General features: G+C 42.6%; 20 protein-coding genes. 13 read left to right on the top strand and 7 right to left on the bottom strand.

Going from position 1 to position 20,584, the window contains the following annotated elements; genetic code table 11:
• The first annotated feature begins 133 nt into the window (after positions 1 to 133).
• The 4 genes from ACFI6J_RS00410 (at position 134) to glgC (ending at position 4,719) form a co-directional block, all read left to right on the top strand.
• A complete protein-coding gene (locus ACFI6J_RS00410; protein WP_435786978.1) occupies positions 134 to 1,183 on the top strand; it encodes a DUF3549 family protein in 1,050 nt (349 codons plus the stop codon).
• Positions 1,184 to 1,486 (top strand): DUF3301 domain-containing protein, encoded by a 303-nt coding sequence (locus ACFI6J_RS00405; protein ID WP_342287148.1) that lies wholly within the window; start codon positions 1,184 to 1,186, stop codon positions 1,484 to 1,486.
• Between the two features lie 1,321 nt (positions 1,487 to 2,807).
• Positions 2,808 to 3,305, top strand: a complete 498-nt coding sequence (locus ACFI6J_RS00400) for an Hsp20/alpha crystallin family protein (protein WP_197044392.1) — start codon at positions 2,808 to 2,810, stop codon at positions 3,303 to 3,305.
• Between the two features lie 40 nt (positions 3,306 to 3,345).
• Positions 3,346 to 4,719 (top strand): glucose-1-phosphate adenylyltransferase, encoded by a 1,374-nt coding sequence (gene glgC, locus ACFI6J_RS00395; protein ID WP_156086042.1) that lies wholly within the window; start codon positions 3,346 to 3,348, stop codon positions 4,717 to 4,719.
• Between the two features lie 86 nt (positions 4,720 to 4,805).
• On the opposite strand, the gene ACFI6J_RS00390 is transcribed toward glgC, so the two are convergent.
• Together ACFI6J_RS00390 and ACFI6J_RS00385 are read right to left on the bottom strand one after the other, a co-directional pair.
• Complete coding sequence (locus ACFI6J_RS00390) at positions 4,806 to 5,459, bottom strand: GNAT family N-acetyltransferase (protein WP_044556927.1); 654 nt, start codon at positions 5,457 to 5,459, stop codon at positions 4,806 to 4,808.
• A gap of 221 nt (positions 5,460 to 5,680) precedes the next feature.
• Positions 5,681 to 6,046: a DUF3192 domain-containing protein gene (locus ACFI6J_RS00385; RefSeq protein ID WP_014997556.1), complete on the bottom strand. Its 366-nt coding sequence runs from the start codon at positions 6,044 to 6,046 to the stop codon at positions 5,681 to 5,683.
• A 301-nt stretch (positions 6,047 to 6,347) separates the two neighbouring features.
• On the opposite strand from ACFI6J_RS00385, the gene ACFI6J_RS00380 reads away from it, so the two are divergent.
• Positions 6,348 to 6,659, top strand: coding sequence for a hypothetical protein (locus ACFI6J_RS00380; protein ID WP_049585976.1), 312 nt, complete (start codon positions 6,348 to 6,350; stop codon positions 6,657 to 6,659).
• A 60-nt stretch (positions 6,660 to 6,719) separates the two neighbouring features.
• Here ACFI6J_RS00380 and syd read toward each other — a convergent pair whose 3' ends face one another.
• Complete coding sequence (gene syd / locus ACFI6J_RS00375; RefSeq protein WP_156086041.1) at positions 6,720 to 7,262, bottom strand: SecY-interacting protein; 543 nt, start codon at positions 7,260 to 7,262, stop codon at positions 6,720 to 6,722.
• A gap of 146 nt (positions 7,263 to 7,408) precedes the next feature.
• Here syd and queF point away from each other — a divergent pair, with 146 nt between their 5' ends.
• The 7 genes from queF (at position 7,409) to ACFI6J_RS00340 (ending at position 15,358) form a co-directional block, all read left to right on the top strand.
• Positions 7,409 to 8,269 carry an NADPH-dependent 7-cyano-7-deazaguanine reductase QueF gene (gene queF / locus ACFI6J_RS00370; RefSeq protein ID WP_156086040.1) on the top strand — a complete coding sequence of 287 codons (861 nt, stop codon included), beginning with the start codon at positions 7,409 to 7,411 and terminating at the stop codon, positions 8,267 to 8,269.
• Between the two features lie 73 nt (positions 8,270 to 8,342).
• On the top strand, positions 8,343 to 9,899 hold the full coding sequence (locus tag ACFI6J_RS00365; protein WP_156086039.1) for a diguanylate cyclase: 1,557 nt from the start codon (positions 8,343 to 8,345) through the stop codon (positions 9,897 to 9,899).
• Between the two features lie 11 nt (positions 9,900 to 9,910).
• Positions 9,911 to 11,287, top strand: coding sequence for a nucleotide 5'-monophosphate nucleosidase PpnN (gene ppnN, locus ACFI6J_RS00360; protein WP_014948537.1), 1,377 nt, complete (start codon positions 9,911 to 9,913; stop codon positions 11,285 to 11,287).
• Positions 11,288 to 11,478: 191 nt separating this feature from the next.
• Positions 11,479 to 11,853 carry a DUF3192 domain-containing protein gene (locus ACFI6J_RS00355; protein ID WP_014948536.1) on the top strand — a complete coding sequence of 125 codons (375 nt, stop codon included), beginning with the start codon at positions 11,479 to 11,481 and terminating at the stop codon, positions 11,851 to 11,853.
• 11 nt (positions 11,854 to 11,864) lie between these two features.
• On the top strand, positions 11,865 to 13,475 hold the full coding sequence (locus ACFI6J_RS00350) for a histidine kinase (RefSeq protein WP_156086038.1): 1,611 nt from the start codon (positions 11,865 to 11,867) through the stop codon (positions 13,473 to 13,475).
• A gap of 230 nt (positions 13,476 to 13,705) precedes the next feature.
• On the top strand, positions 13,706 to 14,713 hold the full coding sequence (locus ACFI6J_RS00345; RefSeq protein WP_014948534.1) for an isocitrate dehydrogenase: 1,008 nt from the start codon (positions 13,706 to 13,708) through the stop codon (positions 14,711 to 14,713).
• 330 nt (positions 14,714 to 15,043) lie between these two features.
• Positions 15,044 to 15,358 (top strand): ComEA family DNA-binding protein, encoded by a 315-nt coding sequence (locus ACFI6J_RS00340; RefSeq protein WP_156086037.1) that lies wholly within the window; start codon positions 15,044 to 15,046, stop codon positions 15,356 to 15,358.
• A 144-nt stretch (positions 15,359 to 15,502) separates the two neighbouring features.
• On the opposite strand, the gene galU is transcribed toward ACFI6J_RS00340, so the two are convergent.
• From galU to wecA, 4 genes are all read right to left on the bottom strand, one after another.
• A complete protein-coding gene (gene galU, locus ACFI6J_RS00335) occupies positions 15,503 to 16,396 on the bottom strand; it encodes a UTP--glucose-1-phosphate uridylyltransferase GalU (protein ID WP_014975843.1) in 894 nt (297 codons plus the stop codon).
• 261 nt (positions 16,397 to 16,657) lie between these two features.
• The gene (locus ACFI6J_RS00330; protein WP_156086036.1) at positions 16,658 to 17,554 is read right to left on the bottom strand and encodes a glycosyltransferase family 2 protein; all 897 of its coding nucleotides are present in this window, start codon (positions 17,552 to 17,554) and stop codon (positions 16,658 to 16,660) included.
• Positions 17,551 to 18,438, bottom strand: a complete 888-nt coding sequence (locus ACFI6J_RS00325) for a glycosyltransferase (RefSeq protein WP_049585968.1) — start codon at positions 18,436 to 18,438, stop codon at positions 17,551 to 17,553. Before ACFI6J_RS00325 ends, ACFI6J_RS00330 begins: the two co-directional genes overlap by 4 nt.
• A 113-nt stretch (positions 18,439 to 18,551) precedes the next feature.
• Entirely contained in the window at positions 18,552 to 19,613 is a 1,062-nt protein-coding gene (gene wecA / locus ACFI6J_RS00320) for a UDP-N-acetylglucosamine--undecaprenyl-phosphate N-acetylglucosaminephosphotransferase (RefSeq protein ID WP_156086035.1), read from the bottom strand.
• A 569-nt stretch (positions 19,614 to 20,182) separates the two neighbouring features.
• Between wecA and ACFI6J_RS00315 the strand changes: the two genes are divergently transcribed.
• Positions 20,183 to 20,581, top strand: a complete 399-nt coding sequence (locus ACFI6J_RS00315; protein ID WP_014948528.1) for a hypothetical protein — start codon at positions 20,183 to 20,185, stop codon at positions 20,579 to 20,581.
• Positions 20,582 to 20,584 lie beyond the last annotated feature (3 nt).

Below are 20,584 nucleotides of genomic sequence, written 5' to 3'. Positions count from 1 at the left end.
GTGTCTTATCGTTGAATTTCTTCTGCTGTGATACCATTGTCCGTCTTTGTTGGCGGTATCTCATCGACGTGCCCCTTTGAATAGATATGACAGCCTGGCAAATTATGATTAAAGCAGTATTTTGGAACGAGTTATGAGCGCTAACAGTATTAATTCTATCAGCGAGTTTTTGTTACATGCAGGCACTGAATATCAGGTTTTTGATTTAGGTCGTCGCCTTGAACCCACCGATAGTCAATCCTTTCTAGAAATAGAAAACGGCAGTGCTTACGCGCCCTACCCTCGTCAGCAGCACGCGTGGTTCGGCATCGTCTTTTGGAACAAAACTGCCTCTACTCAACACTATATTTGGTTTGTGAAACTGCCGCTTGATGAGCAAGGCTTAGTGGTTGCCGCAGCAAGAAATCATTTTCTAGAGGTTATTGTTGATGCACTAGGTCAGTCTGTTGCTGAAGATACTGAAAACGCGCAAACTCTGCCTGATAATCCTTATTCGTTTGTTCCCAATCAATCGCAGCTCGCTCAATTTAACGCACTAGTTAAACGCACCCTAAACCAACCTTTAAGTGAAGAGGCGCAGAAAGTTGAGGCCTACATTCAAGCCCCACAACTGGTTGACTGGCAGCAAATATCCATGCAAAGCGTGGCCGACTTTGTACAAAGCCTAAGCCAACACCCCAAACAAGACGGATTAACGCAAGCAATTGAAACCAACATTTCACTCTACTCACAGGTTTTTCTTAACACATTGATGGAAATGAGCGAAAGCGTTTCTCTAGCTGAAAATCTATTAGCGGCGTATTTAATTGAGATAGATAAAAGTGACGACATCAATTTAGCGGCGCTGAGAGGCACGTCAGAAGGTAGTTTCCACCCGACCATCAACAGTAAACTACTCGAATTATTAAAAAGCGAAAAGTCGCAGAGACTTGATATTTTAAGCGTTATTGCAGCGCGCCATTTCGAACAAATGGAACCACTGCTGCTTAGTGCCTTTTTAGAGCAGGCGGCAAACGTTGATGAAAAAGAGGGTCATAAAGGCGCCTTATTCGCAGGGTTCTTTTCAGATTTGGTTCAAGTCCCGAAGTTACGCAGACAAGTGCTAACACTCCTGCATTCCAAAGCCAACCCTCAAATTCTCAGCAATGCATTTCAACAATTGTTTGCACAAGCGAGAAAGTAAATGACGTTACTTGAGTTAGTGGTGTGGATGGTTATTGGGTTTACTGGCTATCAGTTTTGGCGCATTCGAGCCATTTCTGAGCAAACAAACACTTACCTCAAACAATACTGCGATAAACACGGTTTACAACTGTTGAGTGTGGCAAGAGCTAAAACACGATTTTCATTTAAATATGGAAAGCCTGACTGGCACAGCTTATTCCATTTTGAGTTCTCGAGTAATGGTGAGGATCGATATACTGGGGAAGTTGAATTAATAGGTGTAAGGGTTATGCGAACAGAGGTGCCGCCGCATAGGGTTTAAGCTTCTATGTCGAAGAGCGTGAACGGCTCCTAATTCACCATTTAGGTCAGGTTTTACATAACAAGTGCATACGGATTGGTAATAAACAACGCAAAAAAAAGGGGAACCTAGCGGCTCCCCTTTTTCCTGGAATTTTGAGTATCCTTCTCCGCGATCCTTTGCGACTAAAATCTTCCCGATTAAAATCCGTATACGCCCCTTTCCATCTACTCTCGCGCCTTCCTGTGCGAGCTACACTTCCATGCGTAGGTCCCTTTCCTTTTTTCCTAAATTACTGCACATCCTACATGCAGTGTTCCTCATCCTGAGGCTGTCCTTGTCAGGCTCCGCTGACGATCCCTTCCTTCGTTCCATTTTTCGCTGCACATCCTGCTACAGCTTTGCTAATCCTTTAGCATGTCCTTCTTTCATCCTTGGTTTGCTCGTCCATGCAAACTAGAAATTCCTTGATGGCTCTCCTGCCGTTGGCTCCTTGCCTCTAGCTCCTTGCTAGCTTTAGTCCCTTTATCCCTGCAACGTCCTGTTTGTGATGTCCTATCACGTTTCTCGTCCTTGAATTCCTTTATTCCCTATCAAATCCGTTTTCAACGTCCGTTTAATGCAGCATCCTATCTGCTTTCTCTTCCCTTTACTCACTGCCTTGTGAGAGTCTCATCCTTAAGTTGTCCTAACTTATTCCGTTGATGATTCCTTACTCAATCCGTGACTCGTCGTGTTTCCTTGTGACATGTTCATAGTATCCCTTCCAATTATTACCGCCATATTGAATTACAGGGATTTAAGAAAGTTTTTTGTACGACTTTCGACTACTTTTAAAAATATGCAATAGAATCAAAGACTTTATACTTTAGTATAATTTTTTCTTTCAGAATTTAGGTAAGATCACTCACAGCGTTTGTAGGAAATGTCTTACAAGCGAATGAGGCAAAAATGCATTTTTGTAAATATGCTAGGAAACGAGAGGACAACCAAGAAAGCGTTAACAAAGTTTACCTACATCTTGAGTTACTTTGAAAGCTAAGCTTGTGACTACAAGTTTAATGGACGGTACTTTTCCTCAATGGCATAGCAATGCAGACGACATATTAGTTATAAGCATATAAGAGCGAATATCTAATCGTGCTCCGTTTACGCTTGTCTAAAGCGCGGTGAAAATTTGCAATACCTTTTCCACTATCGATTAAAAAATAAACTATTCTTATATTGACTGGGATCAATATCATTAGCGATTAAATCTTGTTAACTATTAGCAGCTGATAAGTCAAAGCTTAGGTAGTTCGGCTCACCATAATCTACTTATTATTGCGATAGGAGACTTATTATGAGTAATTTACCCATAACTAATCGTTCCAGTGACAGTAAATCAAACAGCTTCTTGTCTAGCTTCTTTGGACAAAAGGCCCTTGATAACTTCTTTCAAGATTTTTCTAGTCATTTTCCCTTTTCAAAAGAGTTCTCCGGTCTTATAGACACCAAACTAGATTTCGTTACGCCCAAGGTCGATATTGTTGAGCGTAAAAAAAGCTATGAATTGACTGCGGAATTACCGGGGTTAGAGAGTAAGGACATAAAACTATCGCTGTCAGACGACATTCTCACTATAAGCGGGGAGAAGAAGTATGAAAGCGATGAAGATAAAGAAGACAACATACACGTGATGGAACGTAGTTACGGCAGTTTTCAGCGTAGTTTCAGGTTACCTGTGAGCGTAGAGCAAGATGCTATTAACGCAAATTTTAAGAAAGGAGTACTCAAGATACTTCTTCCTAAATCGGCTAAAGCACAGGAATTACAGCGTAAGATTGAGATAACAGACTAGATACAAATAGCGCCAGGGACGGCTGAATTCGGAGCCTGATATGAATGCTGAAACAGATATTTACCAGATAATGAAAGATACCTTAGTTTTAGTCTTGGCCGGTGGCCAGGGCTCAAGGTTGAAAGAATTAACCAAAATGCGCGCTAAGCCTGTACTAGAGTTTGGGAGCCACTGTCGTATTATAGATTTTCCATTATCGAACTGTGTTAATTCAGGTCTAAAGCAAATTGCCGTGCTGACTCAGTATAAGTCACAGTGTTTAATTCGCCATTTGATGCAGCATTGGAGCCCGTTGAACAACAGCTTTGGCGGTCGATTGGATATTTTAGCGGCATCACAACAACGGTCTGAAAGCTGGTATCAGGGAACGGCAGACGCGTGCTATCAGAACATGGGTTATATTAAGTCGGTGGCTCCGAAATACGTTTTGATTCTTTCAGGAGATCATGTCTATAACATGGACTACCGTAAACTCTTAACTACCCATGTGAAGAGTAATGCTGAAATGACAGTGTCATGCATCGAAGTGCCTACTGAGTTAGCCGTGAATCAGTTGGGGGTGTTAAAGGTTGATTGCAATAGTCAAATTACCGCATTTGATGAGAAGCCCCGCGTTCCCCATGCACTGGTCGATGCTCCTGACTATTGTTTGGCTTCCATGGGTAATTATGTAGTTAACGCTGATGTATTGTTCAAATTACTCACCGAAGATGCTGGCTCGCTTAACTCTGAGCATGATTTCGGCAAAGACGTCATCCCTTCAATTATTGCTCAGCATCGAGTTTTCGCTCATCGCTTTCGTAGCCCCAATGGTGCGCAAATTCCCTATTGGCGAGATGTGGGCACCTTGGACAGCTATTGGCAAGCTCATATGGACTTGCTGAATAACTCAAGTTTATTAAACCTATCCGATCCCACGTGGCCTATTTGGGGAAGCTCTTTTTCACGGGCGCCCACCGAAATTACTAATGGTAACCACTCGACCTGCTGTGAACTTAAACAAGTATTAGTGGGTTCAGGCTGTAAGTTAAACAGTTGCTCTGTGAGTCAGTCAGTTTTGTCATCAAATGTTAGTATTGGCACAGGGTCAATAATAGATAAAAGCGTGTTGCTACCCGAGGTAAATGTAGGCAGTGAAGCCAAGTTAGCTAATGTAATTGTTGATAAAGGGGTAAACATCTCGCCTAACTTCGTAATTGCTGATACCGCTATAGCAAAACAACAAGGCTTCACAGTTACCCGAGAAGGTGTCATTTTAGTCACTCAAAAAGTTATCGATCGAATCAACGGCTCGTTAGCGGATATCGATAATATACAAAGATTTATGAAATCGAGTTATACCGGCCCTTTACCGGCGAGAATTGTAACTCCGAAAAGTCACGAGTTCCGCGATTACGTACTGTCCGAAAGGTAAACAGTGTTTTGTTTAATGCGTTCAATTCTGAACGCATTAAATTAGACCCCATTTTAGAACCTCAGTATAGGTGTCCTGGCAATATACTAGTTTTGTTTTTTCCTAAACATTATATCGCCGTCTATATGTGACAAATGAAGTTGACTAACGATTTGATAATTGTCGTCGTTAAAGAAGTGACGATGGGAAGGCACGGTGACAAAAACCGCGATGCCTTCGCTTTTGGCGTCTTCTTCTACAACGCTGTCAATTGCACCTAATAAAATATGTCCAAGACCATGGTGCTGATAATCAGGATGTACTGCGATAAAGCTCAACATATGGAAATTGTCGGCGGGTACTAAGGCGCGTACTTTTTCTTCTTTTTCTAACATTTGCTTAGTACCAAATAATCCGGCCGTCAAAAGCATTCGCAATCTCCAATGCCAGTAACGTCCTGAACCAAATGCCGCATCGGGTGCGGTTAAACACGCCACAGCGATAAGCCTGTCGTCATCAAACAGACCTATCATGGGTTGTTCTGCAACCCAGAATGCGTTGAGTTCTTCGCGAATCGCGGAACGAAGGCGGCTTTCATAGCCTTCTTTCTCTGCTTGAAAAATGTCGATGAAAAGGGGGTCGTCTACGTATGCATTGTAAAGAATGGAGGCAGCAACTTTCAGGTCATCAACAGATAAGTAGATAGCTTTAACCGTATCTTGCAAGGGGGCTATTGCGTTATTAATCGCATCGGTATTCATCAGGGGCTCCTTGTACGCAAAGTTGTTAGTTGCAAATGCCCATTCAAATAAGATGGGCAAGGTGGATAAAAATGCGGCCGCATTTAACATTGCGCCAACCACCTCACAAGCTGTTCAAACTTTAGCCTACTCGAAAACCCCTCACATGTTAACTTTTTATTAACATTTAAAAGTAAAGATAAATTCTGCTTTTATATTTAGTCACTAAAATTGAAGCGTGTTTAGTGCATCAAGCTATAGGCGCTGTCACCCCAACCTACCAAATTGCCGTTTCTGAAAACTAATGGGGTGCACTCGTCTTTTGTAGTTATACCGTCGCCCATTGTTTTTTGAGTACGGTAGTAAAGTACGCGATAAGTGCCGTCTTGCTTTTCGAACAATTCGTTAAAGTCAGCAACACCCATTTTTCTCAGCACAGTTTCGTAGCTTGTCCCTGTCTCAAGATTCGCAATGTGTTTGCGATTATTAAACTCTCTATCTTCCCAATCGGCACCATAGTGACTATCTGACCCTCCACCTACAGATACCACACAGCCTGAAAGTAAAACTGAAGATGCTAAAGCTAAAGAAAGAAGAACCGTTTTCATGTGTATTCCTTAAATTATGTGTGTTGTTTTTATTTGATACTACGTCTACTTTGTGAACCGACACTGAATAGACATAAATACGCGAGAAAAGTAACCATTGTATGCACAAGTGATAACGTAATTTAGGACTGAATAAACAAGAATAAGGCCAAAATATAAGATACTGATATTTATATAAATTATAGTTTCACCAGTATTGAACTCTTAAAAAAAAGTAGTGAGATAAGTAACTTATTAGTGAAATTGACTATACACACAAGCTACACTGCTAACTTTGACGACATTGAATCATTTTCGAATTATGAGTAATTCTAATTTACAGCAGCTCCATATTTTATGCCTTCAAATGCATAAAGAAGGTAAAACACCGTCGGTGGGGATTTTACGTGCTAGGGCTCCTTTTAAAGTATCGGTAACCGAAGCCATTGAGGCAATTAAGCGATTTAACGCGCATAAACCTAAATTAGATGTGCCAAGCGAAAAAGAAGACTCGCAACAAAATTCAACTAATAGCGCGGGGCAAGTTAGTAGTCTGCAAGCACGAGTAGAGACGTTAGAAAAAGAAGTGGCAGAACTAAAACGTGTGCTAAATGAGGTAATTAGCGCAAAGTAGTAATGACTTTTGCCGGCAGGCTACTTTATACCTGCCAGACAATGTAATTAAATAAACAGCTTACATAGTGGGCGTAAGTTGCTCCAAAAATGCCGCAAGAGACGGAGCAAGAATTTGAGAAGGCTCTTTACCTACCTGCTCGAGTGCAACTTCACCGCTTTCATTGACAACCGTTAAGATAAAATCTTCTTCATCAGTCAACCCAAAGAACAACGTTGGCGCTTGCCCCAGCCTCTGCTTCATTAGCAAATGGCCAATCAAGTTCTGTTGTAGTCGCTCAAAGTCTTCGCTATTGAAAACTTGTAGAAGCTCGCAGCGACCTTGAGGGGCGGCAGCCCTTAAATTATCGCTGTAGTAACGAGTGAAGTATTCACAGTATTCTGGATTTAGCTTTAGCGATAGCGCCTCTTCAACGTTATTGAAAGACTGCGGGGGCGACTGCAGTGTTGGTGTCCATCTAACAAACTCCCCATCTTGCGCCGTCTTTTCATAGCACGGCGAGGGCCACTCGCTATCATATACGATCTTTAACCCTTCTCCCTTGGTGTGTTCGACATAAGATGATACAAATTTATCTAATTGTGCGGAAATTGTTAGAGCCATTATGACGTTACCTGCGTATTTTTGGGGTACACTATACAACTAAACAGTTAAGTCAATACTGGGGTTGTTTCGACTATACTGCACGACATTAGTTCGCCACTGCAGTTCTCTTATTCAAACCCCACGTAGATGGATAAAAGGTTCACATGTCGACTGACAATTCACCTCAAAAAATTACTATCACTGCACCTGATGACCTCTCTTTGGGTAAACAGGTTGACTACGAATTTGAATATAACCCCGGCTTGTTGCAAGGCGTCCCGCGCAGTTTAAGCCGCGACACATTGGATCTCGCTAACTCTAGTCTACCTTTCGACGGTATAGATACCTGGACTGGATACGAACTTTCTTGGCTTAATTTAAAAGGTAAGCCCAATGTTGCTATTTTAGAATGCCATGTCCCTATCACCTCAGAAAACTTAATTGAATCAAAATCATTTAAGCTCTATTTAAATAGCTTCAATCAGACAAAGTTTGCCTCGGCAGAGGACGTACGACAGGTGCTACAGGCTGATTTATCAGCATGTGCAGGCGAGACTATTGAGGTAAAGCTAATTCTTCCCGAGCAGTTTACCTCTTTGCAATTTAAAGAATTTGAAGGGACATTGTTAGATAGTCTTGATGTAGAAATCGAACAATACTCCCCCAACACCCAGTTTTTAGCTCTGGCTAAGAGTGGTGCAGAAGTAAAAGAGACGCTTATTTCCCACTTACTTAAATCTAATTGTTTAATCACAAGTCAGCCAGATTGGGCTAGTATTCAAATTAGGTATGAAGGAAAAGCTATTGAACATGAAGGGCTTTTGAAATATCTGATTAGCTTTAGGCAACACAATGAGTTCCATGAGCAGTGTGTTGAGCGCATCTACAACGACATAATGCAACATTGTCAGCCAGATAAGTTAACGGTGTGCGCTCGTTATACACGAAGAGGCGGTTTAGACATCAACCCCTTCCGTTCGAATTATGAAGCGCCTTATGCCAATCATCGTCAAGCACGTCAGTAATATTACGGTGAAGTACACCCCTAAAGCTAACACAGCCGCGGCGGTAACAGTGAATTAGAACTAAGACGAGATTATGGAAGCAAAACAACTACAAACTTTAAAACAAAATAATGCGCTTCTTTGCCAGTTTATTGTGAAGCTCTCAGCATTTTACGAGGGCTTCTCCGATAAAATAGATACTGAACTCAAGGTATTGCGTGGCCATCTATCTGGCACACCAAATTTCAGCCTAGCGGCGGTCAGTATTGAAAAGCTTAATAAATCTCTACAGCACCAAGAAATAACTCTGAGAAAATACAGCGTTGATACTGTATCTTCGCTAGAAGATGCGATGAAACAGCTGCAGAAAATTGTATTTGAAGATACTGAATTAAAAGGGTTAACCACGCAGGAATTGATTAAGCTAAATCAACCTGTAGGTGATATCTTCAGTATTTATAAACTTTACTCAAAAGCCATTGCGCTTCACCGCATTGCGCTTAACAAGAAAATGGTTGGACTTGAGCCATCTGAAAACACAGAAACTAAGTCCACCAACAATGAAAGCACATCGGCTCGTTCGATTAAAGATGATAACCCTCACTACCGTTCTATTTTGGTTGAGCTTAATCACCTTATTGCTTCTTATGCGCAAAAAAAACCTAACGATCAGCAACTCAATGATATAAAGCAACGTCTTGATGAAGGCATGGATGAAGACCAGCTGCTTAAAAGCTGCGTTGTAATTTTGCGCATGATCGTTCAAGACGCTATGTCAGAGGCGAGCTTAACAGGAAAAGTGATTCAGAGTCTGCACCGTTCATTAGGTGAAGTGAGTAGCGACGTCAGCAATACGATCCAAGGCAGCCAAGCCCAGTTCGAGCAGCGCCAAGCTGGTAATGAGCAACTTAAACGTGACATTATTCACATCGAAGAAGCCGTATCGGAAAGCAGTTCTCTAGAAGCACTTAAGGAGCAGACACAGTTTCGCGTAGAAAAGCTTGTGACTACGTTAAGCGAGCAACAAAGCAACGATCAGCAAGGTCAAGAAGCGCTAATGGCACTGCTCTCCTCTATGCAATCGCGAATAGATACACTTCAGCAGCAAACCAGCGTCTATAAAAAGAAGCTGGCCGAACAAGCAATGCAAAGCCGCACCGACCCCCTCACTCGGCTTCCAAACAGGCAGGCGTATAATGAGAGACTAGAAGCTGCTTTCACTAAATTTAAAGAAAATGGTGACTTGCTTGCGGTCGCCGTTGTGGATATTGATCATTTTAAGTCAATCAACGATAGATTCGGGCACGCAGCAGGCGATAAAACCCTTCAGGTAGTGAGTAAATTCTTAAAACAAAGCTTGTCCGAAAATGATTTTATTGCCAGGTGGGGAGGAGAAGAGTTTGTAATGCTACTGCCTCAGGCGCAGATGGCAGATATAGATAAAAAGCTTAATGAAGTTAGAACTAAACTTGCTGCAATGCCGTTTAAATTCAAGCAAGAAAAAGTAAAAATCACCGCATCTTTTGGCGCAACCTGTTTCAATGACAATGATACTACTGAAACTGTGTTTGAACGCGCCGATGAGTACCTCTATAAAGCAAAACGAAACGGCCGCAACCTCGTAGTCACTGATTTAAGCACTGACTTATAGGAAGTAAAAATATGAAGAAAGTGCAGCTTAACCCTGTTGGCTGGATGAGCCAGCTATCACAAGTAGAAGTTTCTCGTCTTCAAGACGCCACCAACAGCGAGCTCTTTGCTATGTTCAGAAACTGTTGCCTAGCAGTATTGAACAGCGGCGTTGACGAAGACAATTTCGAAGCACTTTTTGCTCCTTATGAAAATTTTGAAATAAAACTCATTCGTCGTGAACGGGGCGTAAAAATAGAACTCGTGAACCCTCCTGAAGTGGCTTTCGTTGACGAAAAACTCGTTCGTGGTGTACACGAACATCTATTTGCGGTCCTTCGCGACCTGCTTTATATGGGTAACAAGTACGCATTTCTTCACCAAACCGCACCGGCTGAAGGTAACGACATCACAGACATGGTGTTTGACATGCTACGCCACGCTAAAGCGCTTGAAGGGAACGATGGCGTAAACACAATTGTCTGCTGGGGCGGCCATTCCATTAATCAAGTTGAGTACAAATACACGAAAGAAGTGGGCTATCAGCTCGGCTTGCGCGACATGAATATTTGCACAGGATGTGGGCCTGGAGCGATGAAGGGTCCAATGAAGGGCGCCACCATCGGCCATGCAAAGCAACGCCACAAGACAGGCCGTTACATTGGCATCTCTGAGCCGAGTATTATTGCCGCCGAGCCGCCCAACGCCATTGTCAACGAGCTCATTATCATGCCTGATATTGAAAAGCGTTTAGAAGCGTTTGTTAGACTCGGACATGGCATTATCGTGTTTCCAGGCGGTGTAGGCACTGCCGAAGAATTACTTTATCTGCTTGGCATTTTGATGAATGAACGCAATGCGCAGCAACCTTTTCCTTTCATTCTAACAGGGCCAGCTGGTAGCGAAGAATACTTTGAAGCCATAGACGCCTTTGTTGGTGCAACACTGGGGCCAGAAGCACAGTCAAAATATCAAATCATTGTGGATGACCCAGAAGAAGTAGCACGCACCATGAATAAACACCTTGAAAAAGTGAAGAAGTTCAGAGGTGCGATGGGTGACGCATTCAGCTTTAATTGGTCATTAAAAATTGAACAAGACTTTCAACAGCCCTTTATTCCAACGCATGAGAGTATGGCCGACCTTCAACTGCACTTAGATCAAAGTAAAAGTGATCTAGCGGCCAATTTGCGCAAAGCGTTTTCAGGCATTGTTGCGGGTAACGTAAAAGCAGAAGGCATTGCTCAGATCAAAAAACATGGTCCGTTTGAGCTCACCGGTGATAGTACACTGATGGAGAAGGTTGATACACTACTCGAGTCGTTTGTAAAACAGCATAGAATGAAGCTGCCTGGTAGCGCGTACGAACCATGTTACGTTGTAAAGAACGATAAGAGAAACAGCGAATAACACGAGACCGTGGCAAGACGCATTTGCTTACGTTTACTACTTATGTTTAGTAGTCGTTTTGCGGTACACTATTAGAGAGTATTGTTTAACGAATGAATGTAGTGCACATTTAGCCTATGCTCGGCTCCCGAACAATGTCGGGCTTTGGCTTGCAGTAGCATTCAAGTAAAGAAAAACGAGAAGTAACGGTCATGAATACCAAGGTTATTCGTCTAATTTTAGCTGGCATCGCCCTTTATGCGGTGTTTGTTTTTATGGTTATCGCGTTCTATCCCGATAAGCCTGAGAATATGGATTGGAAAGACCGTGAAGAATATAACCGTGTCCAAATAACCAAGTTAAAGTTAGGCAGTACAAGAGAAGAAGTTTTGGCGTTACTGGGCTCACCTGACATTACAGAAGCCAAGCGACAGGGTGCCACAGCTATTCAAGTTATGTTTTTTAGGACACAACATGTGCGCGCTGACGGCTTAACCACGCAAGATGAATGTACACCGTTGCTTTTTGAAAACGACAAACTTATTGCATGGGGTGAAGGGGCTTACTCCAGTTACCAAAAAAGTTAGAAGGATGGGGAGTGAGCGACATCATTTCCACGCTTAAACGCCTGGTTCAGTTAGGTAACACTGAACTTTCTGTCGAGCAGCGTATAAACCATTGGTTGAAAATCGCTAAACGGATCCTGACTTTAGTAAACGCCAATCCAGCGCTTGCTGCAGCAACGTTACACATCGATAATGACCTTCCCAAAGATACTCAACATCTTTTATTATTGGCGCTGTTTGGCAAGCTTTGCCGATTAAACGACCACTATTTACAACATGTGCTTGCGTCTTTACTCGCATCCCTCTGGCTTTCAAGTAAAGGAACACCAAGCGACCAAACGGCCAATATCATTCGCTTTTTGCGTAAACACAATCTCTCGATTTGGCTGGATATCATTAAACTTCAAAAAGCATTTCGGTCAGACAAGCCCATAAACTACGTTGCAGACATTCGGCTTAATATGGTTCAAAGGCTTTGTCTCCTAGCAAATGTTTTCGCTACTAAAACAAAAAAAGCAGATTATCGTGAGGTTTTCACTCAGATCGTTTTACGCCTTCCAGCACATCATCGTCCCCCTATTGCACCACTTATCAACCTATTTAATGGTGTGCTACCTGGCGCAAAGGTTTACGCAAACGGCGTACCGGGCGCGCTAGTCGACATTCAGCAAAATCACGGCTACGTATTTATGCTTAGCCAAGGCGATGAAGATGGAAAGTGGCTTCCTCTATCGTCAATACGCTCTCCCATTTCACTATCAATGCCGTTTGAGCACTTTGTTGCTCATTACACTGATACCGCCACTGTGAGAGTAAATCATGGCGGCACACCATTTTTACCTTCTACATTCGCAATTCAGCATCCCCCTAAAGCTCTTATAACTATTATCGATGAGCTGCAAAAGCGCGATGTAGATATTGAACAACTTTGCAAAAAAATTGAAAGCGTGCCCACGTTTAATCACTTTTTGATGCACACTGCGAGTCAGGACAACCGTCTTCAGCTTCCGGTTAAAAGCATTAAACAGGCGGTTTTGACCTACGGCATTGAACGTGTGGGTGACATGCTTATTCAATTTGCGCTGTTAGAACGGCTAACGCAAAACCAATTTCCACTGATGGGCATGTGCAAGCAATTAACTTTATTGGCTTGTTCATTTGCAAGCTATTTCGCACAACTCGCCGATTCGAAGTTTTCGCCGCAATCTGCCGCATTGACTATGACCTTTGTTTGTACTCCCTTGTTCACGCTACCAGGGTTTAAAGTGTCACGAGCATTACCCGTCGACCTCAGCAAAGCTGTGTCCATTAATAGCGCATTCAAGGTCAAACCTGACACGCCTTGGCTAGCAATCGCTTCTGAACTTGCTGGAAGTTGGCATCAAAGCTCGACGTGGCGTGCCGTTATACACCAATGTAGTAAAGTAAGTACGGACGTTCCTAGATCAGTTCAAAAGGAACAAGCAATTCTGGTGTTGAGCTTCGCTCTCGCCAAAGCGTGCTTATTTAATCAGGATATTTATTCATTACTTCAGGATATCAGTATCAAAACACTTTTAAATATCCTAGGTATTCGACGAGATGATGTGGTAAACGCGCTAGACGCTAATGGGTCACTTTTGTTCTGTCCGCTCGCGCAGTAACGCCATTTACTCCTAAACATCGTACTCGGCTATTTAATTAATCTTTACGAATGGCTATAACTTGCGCCAGGTATCGTATAAAATACGGCAACTTTTGCAGTGCTTAACCCTTTTTCCCTACATTTTCCATTATAATAAGTAAGCAGGCAGAAATTGGCTCATAAACGCCAAGCTACAAATTGAATAAACCTAACGATTTTGACAACAGAATTACCAGAGGATCCCTCCACATGACTCAGCAACGTATTACAGTCATTCGCGGTGACGGCATTGGCCCGGACATTATCGATGCAACCACAAAAATTTTAGATAAGGTTGGCTGTGACTTTGCCTATGACTATGCCGATGCTGGCCTAGTCGCACTGGAAGAACATGGCGAGCTTCTACCTCAAGAAACTTTAGACCTAATCGCAAAAAACAAAGTTGCGCTTAAAGGTCCTTTAACGACCCCCGTTGGTGAAGGTTTTACTTCAATCAACGTTAGTCTTCGCAAGCAGTTCAAACTGTACGCAAACCTTCGTCCTGTGATGTCATTCAAAGGTACAAAAGCACGTTACGAAGACATCGATATCATTACCGTTCGTGAAAACACGCAAGGTATGTACTCTGGTCTTGGCCAAGTTGTATCAGAAGACGGTAACGAAGCTGAAGCAATGAGTAAGATCACTCGTGACGGCGCTGAAAAAATCGTTGTTTTTGCTTATGAATTAGCGCGCCGTGAAGGTCGTAAGAAAGTAACAGCTGTTCACAAAGCTAACATCCTTAAGTCAACATCAGGTCTTTTCCTTAAAGTAGCCCGTGAAGTTGGTGAGCGCTATCCTGACATCGAGTCAGCTGAAATGATCGTTGATAACTGCTGTATGCAGCTTGTGATGAACCCGCATCAGTTTGACGTTATCGTTACGACTAACCTTTTCGGTGACATTCTATCTGACCTATGTGCTGGTCTAGTTGGTGGTCTTGGTATGGCACCAGGTGCAAACATCGGTGAAGATTGTGCAATCTTCGAAGCCGTTCACGGTTCTGCACCAGACATTGCTGGTAAGAACTTAGCTAACCCGACGTCAGTAATCTTGGCAGCAGCGCAAATGCTTGAGTACTTAAACATGGGCGATAAAGCAGAGAAAATTCGCGCAGCACTAAAAGACGTTATCGAGTCTGGCGATCGCACAACACGTGACCTTGGTGGTGAAGCAGGTACAACCGAGTTCACTCAGGCGCTTCTTGACCGCCTATAAGCGTTTGAGCTTACACTTTTCAATTATTTCAAAACGGGCTTAATAGCCCGTTTTTTTATGCCTCTATTAATCACTCCCCTGCTTTAAACTGTACTAAAACTGGACTACCGCTTTTCTCGTTCACCTTTATTATTTCCTTTGTACACGTTGAAGTGTGCTGAGCTTTGTAACTTGGTCACAACAGAAGACAGGAAATTTTTAAAGAGGCCTGCTCCGCTTGCATCTAGGTTACAAAAGTCAGCGCGCTTTGGTACATGACTTAAACCCATTTACTTAAATATTGCGCCGATAACGCTTTATGGCGCGCTTAGCAACATACAAGGAAAGATGATGAAAAAATTAATCTCAGGTTTACTCGTACTATCTGCACTAGCCATTCAAACGCCAGCGGTTCACGCTCAACCAGCGGATAGAGAAAATTCGCAAGCTAATGAAGGTACAAGCCAACAACAACGTATCGATTTAAACTCGGCGACCGTAGAGCAATTAATTACCCTACCCGGCGTTGGACAATCTAAAGCGAAAGCTATTATTAAATATCGTGAAGAAGTAGGCCCGTTTCTTGAGGTCGCACAATTAACTCAAGTGAAAGGTATCGGTGAAAAGATGCTTAATAAAATTGAAGGCTATGTACAGGTAAGATAGAAGGACTAAAGCGAAAGGCGGTACGCTGGCTCCACACACAAAAAATGCGCCGCAAGGGCGCATTTTTAATCGTTTAAAGCTATTTAATTGCCTTAGGCCTGCTGTTCTTTCATCTACACTAAAGATCAACAAGCCCTAGTAAGACTATTTAACAACAGAAGCTAAGTATTCTTTAAATTCGTCGCCTAACGATGGGTGACGTAACGCATATTCAACGTTAGCTTTCATGTAACCCAACTTACTACCGCAATCGTGACTCTTACCTTTCATGTAGTAAGCATCAACTTGTTCAAGTTTCATCAATGCATCAATAGCATCAGTAAGCTGAACTTCACCACCTGCGCCTGGAGGCGTGAACTCTAACAGATCCCAGATTTTTTCTGACAGAACGTATCGGCCTACAACGGCAAGGTCAGAAGGTGCTTCGTCGCGAGGCGGCTTCTCAACCATTTTGTGAATCTTCGCTGACTCACCTGGCGCAATTGCCGCGCCGTCTAGGTCTGCGATACCAAATTTAGAGATATCTTCGTCTGGAACCTGCTCAACCATGACCTGGCTTACTCGGCTGGTGTTAAATTTGGCAACCATGTCTGCAAGGTTATCCTTCTTAGGATTACTTGCTGCATCATCAATAATGACGTCAGGTAGTACTACCGCAAATGGCGCATCGCCAATCAGAGGTCGAGCACAAAGTACTGCGTGACCAAGTCCATTCGCAACGCCTTGGCGAATATGCATGATAGTTACATCTTTTGGACAGATTGACTGAACTTCTTCTAACAGTTGGCGTTTTACACGCTTTTCTAGTGTGGCTTCTAGCTCAAAAGAGGTATCAAAGTGGTTTTCAATACTGTTTTTACTCGCGTGCGTTACTAGGATAATTTCTTTTAGTCCTGCAGCAACACATTCGCTTACCACGTATTGGATCAATGGCTTATCAACCACTGGCAACATCTCTTTTGGAATAGCTTTCGTTGCTGGGAGCATTCTCGTCCCAAGGCCCGCTACAGGGATTACCGCTTTTTTAACCTGACTCATAGTTAATATCCTTTTTTAAAATCCTAAATACACGCCTAAGTCGACTTTCAGCCGTTTGTTATTCCTTAAGCTGAGATATATTCACTGTTGTTCGCAAGACTAATGCAATCGATGTTCCAATTACCTTTTTAGAGCGTCTGTGTATTGAAAATGGGCAAAACAGCTCAAAACCACCGATAAAAGCACAAAATTAGGGATAAATAATATCTAATGCACCATAATAGTGAAAGCGTTTATGGCTTGTCCTTCCTTTCCTACACATCAAGTGTCGCTTTTTTTCACACTACTTTTTGGAATTAGTGCATGCTCTATGGGGCCGGTTTTGCGTTTTAATCCGTCTTTGAGTCCTGCCCACATGAAAGCGCCTCGCGTTTTGCCTTGCTCAAAGCAATATCTGTTTACAAGATACCTCAGAGGTATTGCACAAACATGACGAAGTTTCCAGTAAAGAGGTACGTAATGGCGGCGCGCTAAAATGAGTACATTACGAAACTGATAGTAGAGCCTTATCGGTGCGCCCTGCTTGAATGTCACACCGCAAACTTTCACTCTATCATCGCCTTGTCGATGAGGCATACATGCACTGAGCGACTGATAGATAACCATGCCCTTGGCTCGAGCACGCCAGCACCATTCGTGATCAACGCCATCGATAAAGAGCTCATTTTCTTTTTCACCCACGCGTTCAAAAGCACGTTTGGAAATTAACATGCCTGAGGCAATGATTTGCTTTACTGTTTTTAACTTTTCGGAAACCTGCTTCCCTTTTTGCAGAACACCCTGATCGACACACTTTGAAAATTGGCAATAGATAGAAGGGCCTATGGCTGCAATTGGGGAACGTTGCTCAAGGTCTTGGAATTGCCTGACTAACTCAACAGCAATATCGGGAGAAAACAAGCTATCTTGATCAAGCAAAAAGGCGTAGTCGCTTCCCTCATTAAAGAGCACTTTCAAGCCGACATTCTGAGCGTGGGCGATACCAATATTTGAGGGGTAATGAAGATAAGTAACATCAGTTGTTAAAAGAGCCTGCTGAGGACTTGGAGAATTATCAACTAAGATGACGTTCCAGTCAGGGGCACAAAACACATCGATGAGACTACGCACGTGCTCAACATCAGGATTAAATAGTATAACAACAACGCCGACGCTCAATGTTTACCAAACCTTTCCAGTAAATGTCTATCAAGTTTATAGGCAAGTTTAACCACTTTTCCAGGCATTAACCTCAATGCTAAAACACCACAAGCATAAAAAAAGTTATAGGGTGAAAGTTGCTTTAATTTACGTATGGCATATAAACGTGCTCTGAACTCATTGAGCGACTTACTTAAGCCTCGACGTTTATAAAAGTTATTAACTCGTCTGAACTTCAAAAGTCGATCTTTTAAGTTCCTAAAGATATATCCCTTAGACGCTAAGGTTATCCAGAAAAAATAGTCTTGTGTGTTTAACAAGTCACTGTCGTAACGATGCCCATCATTAAATACATTGTAACGAATAACTACTGTTGGATGGTTTAGCGAACATCGTCTCGGCAAGATACGAACGATCTGCCTGTGCGAAGCGGGCATTACTCGCGCGCCAACTTTAACACCACTTTCGTTGACTTCTGTTAGCGCTGATCCTAATACAGAAATATTGCTGTGCTTTTTAAGGTAGGTGATTTGACGTAAAAGGCGGTTTTCTTCAGAAATATCATCCGCATCCATTCTTATGAAAAACGATGGGTTAAACTGCATACCGAAGTCAGCAACTGAGTTCATGCTACTTGCTAGCCCCACATTGTGACTATTCGACGCTATTATTACCCTGTCGTCTTTACTTGCTACATCCTCTAGTACGCGAGTTATTTTTTGAGGTACAGGTCCGTCGGCGACAATAACGAAAAGAAAATCTGTGTAAGACTGCTCAGTCATGCTTTCAATGGCTTCGCGAAGCCACTTCGCATTGTCAGCTTGGTAAACCGCCATAGCAATTATCGATTCGACATGCTGTTTTTTATTGTTATTTTGAAGAATAGAGAATTGATTTATCAAGAATTTTACCAACGTAAAAAAGTAACAAAGAAAATAAAAGCGCCTTAATTGTGCGCTTTTATTTGTTGGCATGTTACAGAGATTTTACTAAGCCTGCCACGATTTTACTCAAACTATGCGGTTAATCGCTTCACAAAGCGCAGTACACTCCAAATATGTTGGATAACAAGACTGTACACGACGAGTAGTCCAATAAAGCCCCAGAACATGACGGCTTCAGCTACCTGATAGACTTCTCCTAATATACCGATTAAGCAATAACATGCTCCGAGCAAAAGGATAGCAACAAGTGACTTTCTACTGCTAAGCCCTGCACGCATAAAGATATTGTGAAGGTGCTGACGGTCAGGTTTGAGCATTGATTGCCCCTTCCGTGCACGGCGATACATGATCGCGGCCATGTCCATTAATGGAAGTCCGACTAACCACACCGCAGTAATGGGTCTAAATGCGGCAGATTCACCTTGAGTGTGATCAACAAGCAACCAAACGATAGTGAGCCCAACGAACATACTGCCAGCATCACCCATAAATATCTTATTGCCTTTAAACCCTTTCCAACTCAAATTAAAAGCAAGAAACGGAACAATAGCTGCAACGATGATAAGCGGCTCCATGATGGAGGCTCCGTTACCAGTAAAGATCAAAAAGCCCGCAACTGTTAACAGAATAACAAGGCTCATACCGCCGGCTAATCCATCAATACCGTCTATCATGTTAAACGCATTTATGACACCGACCACACAAATGATCGTAAAGAAATACCCACCTAGGTCGAGAAATACCTCACCTGTTCCGAAGATATTACCCAAAGATGTAATATAGTTTTGCGCGCTCCATGCCATGATTGCTGCAACACCAAATTGGCACATAAGGCGACCTTTGGCACTCAGGTCAAAACGGTCGTCTAGCATACCAAGTAACACAACAAATGCTGATGCGGTGAAAAACAGAGGATTGTTTTTCATCCACACATCTGTCGCGACGCTGGCAACAAGCACGGCCATAAAAATAGCCACACCACCTGTTAGAGGTACAATTCCGGCGTGACGTTTTCGCGCTGATGGCTGGTCAACCAAACCAAATTGATGCGCTAAAGGCGTCATGACCACCAAGAGAATAAGGGCGACGAAAAATGCAGTAAAAAGCGGGACAAACTGCAAATAAGCTAGCATAAAACACACAACCTCGCGTTACCGACAAAAACACAGCTATTTGTAGTAGTTTCTGTCAATACACATGCAAATTTTGATAAAAAACTAAATGTTGCTTCCATTTATTTACAACTTCCATTTCTTCCAGCGCGATGAGGGCATCTTGTTATGAGTATGCGGATAGAAAACTTCGATATAATATAAAACATTTGTCTAAGTAACCACCCTTCATGCATAAATAACGTATCAAAACGTGTCAAAAACTCATTTGTTGCGAGAATAACCTCAATCACCGCTAAAAAGAGAACCTGTTGTGCGTCTTCTCGCCGCCTCTCTCGAACTATCTCAGCTTCTGTTGTAACGATTGAATAACTTCTTTATTCCTTTAACCTGTTAACTTACTCGTCTATTTCCAGTTTCCAATCTTTGCAATGCCAAAAACATATCGAGTTACACTATTGATATGAACTTGTCTTCTATATTGCGGTCTTGGTGAAGACTCAGACAATTCAGCAACTGCGATAGCGAACATGCTTTTTTTAAAACTTATGTTATCCTAGCGCGAAATTGCTATATGGATATGAAAGCTAATGTTCAAACAATTATCTCGTCTAATTTTACCTATCGTAGTTACGGTAGGCGTAGCTGGGTGTTCTAACACTCCTACCGCCACTAAGGCTGACATTCCTTTGGTGCATTCTTCTCTTGCTTATTCCCTTGCACCGGACAAAGAGCTTGCAATAAATATTCCAAAAGCCAACATTTATCATGATACGCAGGAATCATTTTCAATACGCTTCAATGGCCACCAATACGAGTCCTTGAAGCACTATATATCCGCTACAGGCAATAAATGTATCCGATTTTCTTTACAAGACGGTGAAACAGCGTCTTCTGATATTCAGCGTAAAATGACGACATGTCAGCGAAACGGTCAATGGCGAGTAATTACTCCCTTAGTAGCTTCGGCAACAGTGCAAGGTGAATAGATA

The organism is Alteromonas sp. G4i13 (assembly GCF_054960505.1).
Note: the sequence above shows the minus strand (reverse complement) of the source record. Positions and strands in the feature narration are given on the sequence as shown.

Bases quoted from the DNA above. Each gene is read 5' to 3' on its own strand.
- ACFI6J_RS00410 (WP_435786978.1), top strand. From the start codon at position 134: ATGAGCGCTAACAGTATTAATTCTATCAGCGAGTTTTTGTTACATGCA.
- ACFI6J_RS00405 (WP_342287148.1), top strand. From the start codon at position 1,184: ATGACGTTACTTGAGTTAGTGGTGTGGATGGTTATTGGGTTTACTGGC.
- ACFI6J_RS00400 (WP_197044392.1), top strand. From the start codon at position 2,808: ATGAGTAATTTACCCATAACTAATCGTTCCAGTGACAGTAAATCAAAC.
- glgC (WP_156086042.1), top strand. From the start codon at position 3,346: ATGAATGCTGAAACAGATATTTACCAGATAATGAAAGATACCTTAGTT.
- ACFI6J_RS00390 (WP_044556927.1), bottom strand. From the start codon at position 5,459: ATGAATACCGATGCGATTAATAACGCAATAGCCCCCTTGCAAGATACG.
- ACFI6J_RS00385 (WP_014997556.1), bottom strand. From the start codon at position 6,046: ATGAAAACGGTTCTTCTTTCTTTAGCTTTAGCATCTTCAGTTTTACTT.
- ACFI6J_RS00380 (WP_049585976.1), top strand. From the start codon at position 6,348: ATGAGTAATTCTAATTTACAGCAGCTCCATATTTTATGCCTTCAAATG.
- syd (WP_156086041.1), bottom strand. From the start codon at position 7,262: ATGGCTCTAACAATTTCCGCACAATTAGATAAATTTGTATCATCTTAT.
- queF (WP_156086040.1), top strand. From the start codon at position 7,409: ATGTCGACTGACAATTCACCTCAAAAAATTACTATCACTGCACCTGAT.
- ACFI6J_RS00365 (WP_156086039.1), top strand. From the start codon at position 8,343: ATGGAAGCAAAACAACTACAAACTTTAAAACAAAATAATGCGCTTCTT.
- ppnN (WP_014948537.1), top strand. From the start codon at position 9,911: ATGAAGAAAGTGCAGCTTAACCCTGTTGGCTGGATGAGCCAGCTATCA.
- ACFI6J_RS00355 (WP_014948536.1), top strand. From the start codon at position 11,479: ATGAATACCAAGGTTATTCGTCTAATTTTAGCTGGCATCGCCCTTTAT.
- ACFI6J_RS00345 (WP_014948534.1), top strand. From the start codon at position 13,706: ATGACTCAGCAACGTATTACAGTCATTCGCGGTGACGGCATTGGCCCG.
- ACFI6J_RS00340 (WP_156086037.1), top strand. From the start codon at position 15,044: ATGAAAAAATTAATCTCAGGTTTACTCGTACTATCTGCACTAGCCATT.
- galU (WP_014975843.1), bottom strand. From the start codon at position 16,396: ATGAGTCAGGTTAAAAAAGCGGTAATCCCTGTAGCGGGCCTTGGGACG.
- wecA (WP_156086035.1), bottom strand. From the start codon at position 19,613: ATGCTAGCTTATTTGCAGTTTGTCCCGCTTTTTACTGCATTTTTCGTC.
- ACFI6J_RS00315 (WP_014948528.1), top strand. From the start codon at position 20,183: ATGTTCAAACAATTATCTCGTCTAATTTTACCTATCGTAGTTACGGTA.